5 protein-coding genes and 1 pseudogene are annotated in these 5,780 nt (G+C 68.5%); all 6 read right to left on the bottom strand.

Features of this window, described 5'->3' with window-relative positions; all coding sequences use genetic code 11:
• Positions 1-525, bottom strand: a pseudogene (locus ACNFOC_RS49850) (type VI secretion protein); the annotation flags it as partial.
• Positions 526-541: 16 nt separating this feature from the next.
• Complete coding sequence (locus ACNFOC_RS49855; RefSeq protein ID WP_366496558.1) at positions 542-1,975, bottom strand: ATP-binding protein; 1,434 nt, start codon at positions 1,973-1,975, stop codon at positions 542-544.
• A gap of 7 nt (positions 1,976-1,982) precedes the next feature.
• On the bottom strand, positions 1,983-3,542 hold the full coding sequence (locus ACNFOC_RS49860) for an SCO6880 family protein (RefSeq protein ID WP_416965618.1): 1,560 nt from the start codon (positions 3,540-3,542) through the stop codon (positions 1,983-1,985).
• Positions 3,539-4,861: a hypothetical protein gene (locus ACNFOC_RS49865; protein ID WP_416965619.1), complete on the bottom strand. Its 1,323-nt coding sequence runs from the start codon at positions 4,859-4,861 to the stop codon at positions 3,539-3,541. Before ACNFOC_RS49865 ends, ACNFOC_RS49860 begins: the two co-directional genes overlap by 4 nt.
• Positions 4,851-5,555: a DUF8175 domain-containg protein gene (locus ACNFOC_RS49870; RefSeq protein ID WP_416965620.1), complete on the bottom strand. Its 705-nt coding sequence runs from the start codon at positions 5,553-5,555 to the stop codon at positions 4,851-4,853. The genes ACNFOC_RS49865 and ACNFOC_RS49870 overlap by 11 nt, the downstream gene beginning before the upstream one ends.
• The coding region (locus ACNFOC_RS49875) for a hypothetical protein (protein WP_416965621.1) at positions 5,552-5,780 on the bottom strand (229 nt) is incomplete at its 5' end. The genes ACNFOC_RS49870 and ACNFOC_RS49875, both read right to left, overlap by 4 nt.

The following is a 5,780-nucleotide window of genomic DNA, read 5'->3' on the forward strand; positions in this document are numbered from 1 at the left end:
CCCGCCCACCCGTTCACCGTTGGACAGAGAAGTTGAGGAGACAGGTGCAGGCGCTGCCTGTTCCAGGACGGCCGTTGGCTGCAACTGTTCTTGCGGTTCCGGGCGTTGGCTCGGTACCTCGTGGGGTTCCGGTGGAGGTGGGGCGGCCAGGCTCTTCGCTCGGGTTCTTGTCCTTACCGCTCGCCATCTCGCCAGGGTGCCCATCACGAACACCGTCAGGACGACCAGGATCATCAACTCGCCGATGAACAGGCCCCAGAAGAGGCCGTAACCGGAGAACTCGGCGGGTGTGGACTGTGGCCAGGCGCCGGTGATGTCGTGGGGCTGGGCGATCAGGTGGCGCATGGCCATCGGGGTGCGGGCGAAGGTCACGCCGGTCGGCCAACTGCCCTTGGAGAACAGGGCGGCCAGGCCCGTGGCCGACCACACCAGCAGCGTCATGCCGATGAGGAACGCGAGCAGGCCCACCAACAGGCCGTCGGGGATGCCCCCTTGGCGCTCGCGTCCACCGTTGTCCGCTGTCATGTCATGCCACCGCCGTTCACGCCACCGTGGACTCGGAGGAGCCGTCGAGATCGCTCAACTGCTGTTCCATGAAGGCCGCCGCGCGTTCCTCGGCCTCCAACTCGGCCGCGCGCAGGGCGTCGTCGGTCAGTTCCTGGTCGTGGTCGCGGGAGGACTGGGTCATCGCGCGGTCGGTGAAGACGAGGGGGCGTTCCGTCTCGGTGATCAGGTGTTTGACCACCTGGACGTTGCCGTTGACGTCCCAGACCGCGATGCCGGGGGTGAGGGTGGGGATGATCTCCACGGCCCAGCGTGGCAGGCCCAACACCCGGCCGGTGGCGCGTGCTTCGTCCGCTTTTTGGGCGTAGATCGTTCGCGTCGACGCCATTTTGAGGATCGCGGCTGCCTCCTTCGCCGCCGCGCCGTCGACCACGTCCGACAGGTGGTGGACCACCGCCACGAACGACAGGCCCAGGCGTCGGCCGAACTTCAGCAGGCGCTGGAAGAGTTGGGCCACGAAGGGGCTGTTGATGATGTGCCAGGCCTCCTCGACCAGGAAGATGCGCTTCTTCCGGTCGGGGCGGATCCAGGTGTGTTCCAGCCAGACGCCGACGATCGCCATCAGGATGGGCATGGCGATGGAGTTGCGGTCGATGTGGGACAGGTCGAAGACGATGAGCGGGGCATCGAGGTCGATGCCCACCGTCGTCGGGCCGTCGAACATGCCGCGCAGGTCGCCGTCGACGAGGCGGTCGATGACGAGTGCCACGTCCAGGCCCCAGGCCCGTACGTCGTCTATGGCGACGTTCATCGCCTCGGCCGACTCCGGTTCGGGGTGGCGTAGTTGCTCGACGATGTCCATGAGGACCGGCTGGCGTTCGACGATCGTCTCGTTGACGTAGGCGTGCGCGACCTTGAGGGCGAAGCCGGAGCGCTCGTCGAGGCCGTGGCCCATCGCCACCTCGATGATGGTGCGGAGCAGGGCGAGTTGGCCTGTCGTCGTGATCGCCGGGTCGAGGGGGTTGAGGCGGATCCCCATGTCCAGGGCGGCGGTTGGGTCCAGGCGGATAGGAGTTATTCCCAACTCCTCCGCGATCAGGTTCCATTCGCCGACGCCGTCCTCGCCCTGTGCGTCCAGGACGACCACCTGGCGGTCGCGGAAGCGCAGTTGGCGTAGGACGTACGTCTTCTCCAGAGCCGACTTGCCGTTGCCGGACTCGCCCAGCACCAGCCAGTGGGGGGCGGGGAGTTGCTGGCCGTAGAGCTGGAAGGGGTCGTAGATGTAGCCCTTGCCGGAGTAGACCTCGCGGCCGATGATGACGCCCGAGTCGCCCAACCCGGGTGCGGCCGTGGGGAGATAGACCGCCTGGGCCTGGCCTGTCGAGGTGCGGACCGGGAGGCGGGTGGACTCGATCTTTCCGAACAGGAAGGACGTGAAGGCGTCGGTGAGGATGGACAGCGGATCCCGCATCTGAGCCCTACCTCCGGATGCCGGTGGCGAACGGCAATGTGTTCACAAACGCGCGGTGGTGCTCGCGGTCGCACCACTCCAGCTTCAGATACGACTTGCCGGCGGACGCCCTTATCGTGCGCTTGTCGCGCGCGAGGGCCTCGGGGTTGCGGGAGGAGACGGTGATGTAGCCGACCAGGTTCACGCCGGCCGCGCCGCTCGCCAGGTCCTCGCCGCGCTGGTCCATGCGGCCGTGGGCGGCGACGTCGCGGGGGTCGACGGTGCGGTTCATCTTGGCGGCGCGGGAGGCGTCGGCCTCGTCGTTCGTCTTCTCGGTCAGCATGCGCTCGATGGCGATCTCGGTGGGTTCGAGGTCCATCGTGACGGCGACCGTGCGGATCACGTCCGGGGTGTGGACGAGGAGGGGCGCCAGGAAGTTGACTCCGACCGGGGTCATCGGCCACTCCTTCACCCAGGCCGTGGCGTGGCACCACGGCTCGCGGGTCGACGACTCACGGGTCTTCGCCTGGAGGAACGTCGGTTCCATGGCGTCGAGTTCGGCCGGCCAGGCGTTGCGCTTCGTCATCGCCTGGAGGTGGTCGATGGAGTGGTCCGGGTCGTACATGGAGTGGATGAGCGAGGCGAGCCGGCCTTGGCCCAGGGGCTGTCGTACGCGGATGTCCGCTTCCTGCAACCGCGAGCAGATGTCGGTCAGTTCGCGCGCCATGACGACCGCGAGTCCGGCGTCCCGGTCGAGCTTGCGGCCCGCGTGGGGGCGCGAGGCGCGTGCCATCGCGTGGGCCTCGGCGGACAGTTCGCGGGTGAAGTGCATGCAGGCGACGAGGTAGGCGCGGTGCTGCTCGCTGCTGGTGGACACCATCGACTGGAGTTGGTCGTACGACTGCTGCAGCCAGCTCAGTGACTTCTCGTCGCCGCGCTGGGCGACGTCCTTCGCGTGCGCGTCCGGGTCGGCGGGCAGTGTGCGGGCGAGCATCTGGATGCGGGTGACGAAGCCGTCGCCGTTCGCCACGTGCTTCAGGAGCGTGCCGAAGCGGTCGACGAGGGCCTCCTGGTCCTCGCTGTCGCGCAGGCCGACGCCCGGGCCCTCGATCTCGATCGCCGCGGTGACCGTGCGGCGGTCGGCGTGCAGGAGTACGGCGATCTCGTCCGGGCCGAAGGGGGCGGCCAGCCAGTTGATCCGGCCGATCCCGGGCGGCGGGCCGATCTCGACCTCGCGTCCGTCGAGGTGGACGCCGGCCTCCATGACGGAGGAGCGGTACGTCGTGCCGTTGCGCAGTGTCCGCTTGTAACTGCGGTTGATCTCGAACCACTTGTAGAACGTACGGCGCTTGTACGGCACGTAGACCGCCATCAGCGCCAGCAACGGGAAGCCCGTCAGCAGCACGATGCGCAGGGACAGGACGGGGACGAGGAGTCCGCTCATCATGCCGAGGAACGCGCCCGCGATGATGAGCGCGATCTCGCCGGTCTCGCGATTCTTGCCGACGATCGCGTTCGGCCGGGCTCGGCCGATGAGATATGTCCGGCGGGGCGTGATCGGATGGGACAGGTGGGACTCTGTCGTCAACGCCCTTCACCTCCCGTGCGGTTGTTGCGGGCGTTGCTGGCGTGCGGGGTGTTCGCCGGGCTCTGGCGTGGTGCGGGCGCGGCGGAGGGGACGGCTCCGCCGCCGCCGCTCGACGGGCGGCTGCTGTGGGCCGCGACGCCGCCGGAGACCGGGTTGGACGGGCGGGCGCCGCCGCCGGACGAGGACTGGCCGCCCCCGCCGTCGTTCGTACGGGCGCTGTGGGTCTTGATGCCCTGGGCGACCATGGTCGCCGGGGAGCTGATGACCGCGGCGGCCTTGCCTTCGGCGCCCTGCATGATGCGGTTGCTGCGGCTGCCGGCGATCTCGTCGCCGAAGCCGGGGACGAAGCGGTAGATCATCGCGCTGGCGAAGATGGCGAGCAGGATGATGGCGAGGCCGGAGACGACGGCGGAGAACGAGTCCGGGCCGTCGGCGGTGGACAGCGCGCCGGCCAGGCCCAGCACGATCACGATGACCGGTTTCACCAGGATCACCGCGATCATGATGCCGGCCCAGCGGCGGACGTGGCCCCAGAGGTTCTTGTCGACGAGGCCCGCGTAGACGACGGTGCCGAGGAGGGCGCCGACGTAGAGGAGGGCGGCGCGGATGACGAGCTCCAGCCAGAGGATGCCGGCGGCGAGGATCGACACCAGGGAGACCACGATCAGCATGATCGGGCCGCCGCCGATGTCGTTGCCCTTGCTGAGGGCGCCGGAGAAGTTGCCGAAGAAGGTGTCCGTCTGGTTGCCGGTCGTCTTCGCGAGGACCTCGGTGATGCCGTCCGTGGCGGAGACGACGGTGTACAGGATCAGGGGGGTGAACGCGGAGGCGATGACCGTCAGCCAGAGGAAGCCGATGGCCTCGGAGATCGCGGTGGTGAGGGGGACGCCTCGGACCGCGCGCTTGGCTACCGCGAGGAGCCACAGGAGGAGGGTGAGGATCGTGGACGCGGCGAAGACGACGGCGTACTGCTGAAGGAACCTGGCGTTCGTGAAGTCGACGTTCGCTGTCTCTTTGACGGCGTCGCTGAGCTTGTCGATGGTCCAGGAGGCGGCTTCGGCGCAGCCCTTTCCTAGGGAGGAGAGGGGGTCGAGGGTGTCGGTGACGCCGGGGTTGGTGGTGGTGCTGTTCTCGTTGCCGCGTTCGCAGTACTTCTTGGCCTCGCCGACGATGAGTTTGCAGGAGTCGGCGCTCTTGGACGGCGAGGGCGACGGGCTGGGCGTCGCGGCCACGGCATGGGTGGCCAGCAGGACGAGCGACGTCTGTACGGCGGTCACGGCTCCGGCGAGCCTGAGCACGCGTTGCGGGTTACCGGGCATACGTGAACCCTCCGTACTCGTCGATGGCCTTGCTGATCTCGTCCGAGGTGGCGGCCGTGTCGTCGCCGGGTACCGGCGCCGGGCCGTCCTTCTGGGAGTCCGTGACGATCTTCCAGTCGCCGTCGGACCACTGGAGGTCGAAGGTCCAGGTCTTCCACGAGGTGGTGACGGGGTCGGTCGAGGTCTGCCCGGACATGCCGATGAGCCCCACGTACCAGACCGCGACCTTCGCGTTGTTGTCGCTGTACTGCTGGACCGTCGTGCCCACCGGGATCGCGCGGGAGACGAATGTGCTGCCGGTGGGTGCGTTGCCGTTGGCGTCGAGGCCCAACTTGCCGAGGAAGTCGGCCGAGTAGGCCTGGTCCATCGGACCCGTCAGTTTGCTCGCGGCACCGGGCGTGTAGAGGGAGGTCAGGAGCGAGTGCCGGATCTCCTTCTGGAACATGCCGGTTGAGCCCAGTGCCACCGAGTAGTTCGCCGCCGCCGACTGCGCGCCTTGTTCGGTACGCGCGAACCCCGACGGAATCCCCCCGGTCTTCGTCTCCACCGGCTTCGTCCCGCTCGCTGCCGTGGATGCGGCCTCCGGCTTCGAACCGCTCGACGTGCTGCTGTCGTTCGACGAGGACGTGCCGTCTCCGCGGTTGGCGAAGGCGATCGCGGCGATGAGGAGGACGACTACTCCGACGACCGTCACCAGGCTCTTCGAGGACGACGATCTGCTGCCGCGGCGGGCGCCGCCGTAGATGTCGCCGCCGGTGCCCTGGGGCAGGCGGGTGCGGGTCTGGCCGGTGCGGTTGGTCCGCCGACGGCCGTACGTGGACCTACGACCAGCAGCCGCTGGTCCGGCACACCGACGTCGGCGCGGTCAACATCGGCGGCCCGCACCTGCTCTACCGCGACAACAGCACCTACGTCGTCT

Origin of the sequence: Streptomyces colwelliae (genome assembly GCF_048158785.1) — a bacterium.
Taxonomy (GTDB): domain Bacteria; phylum Actinomycetota; class Actinomycetes; order Streptomycetales; family Streptomycetaceae; genus Streptomyces.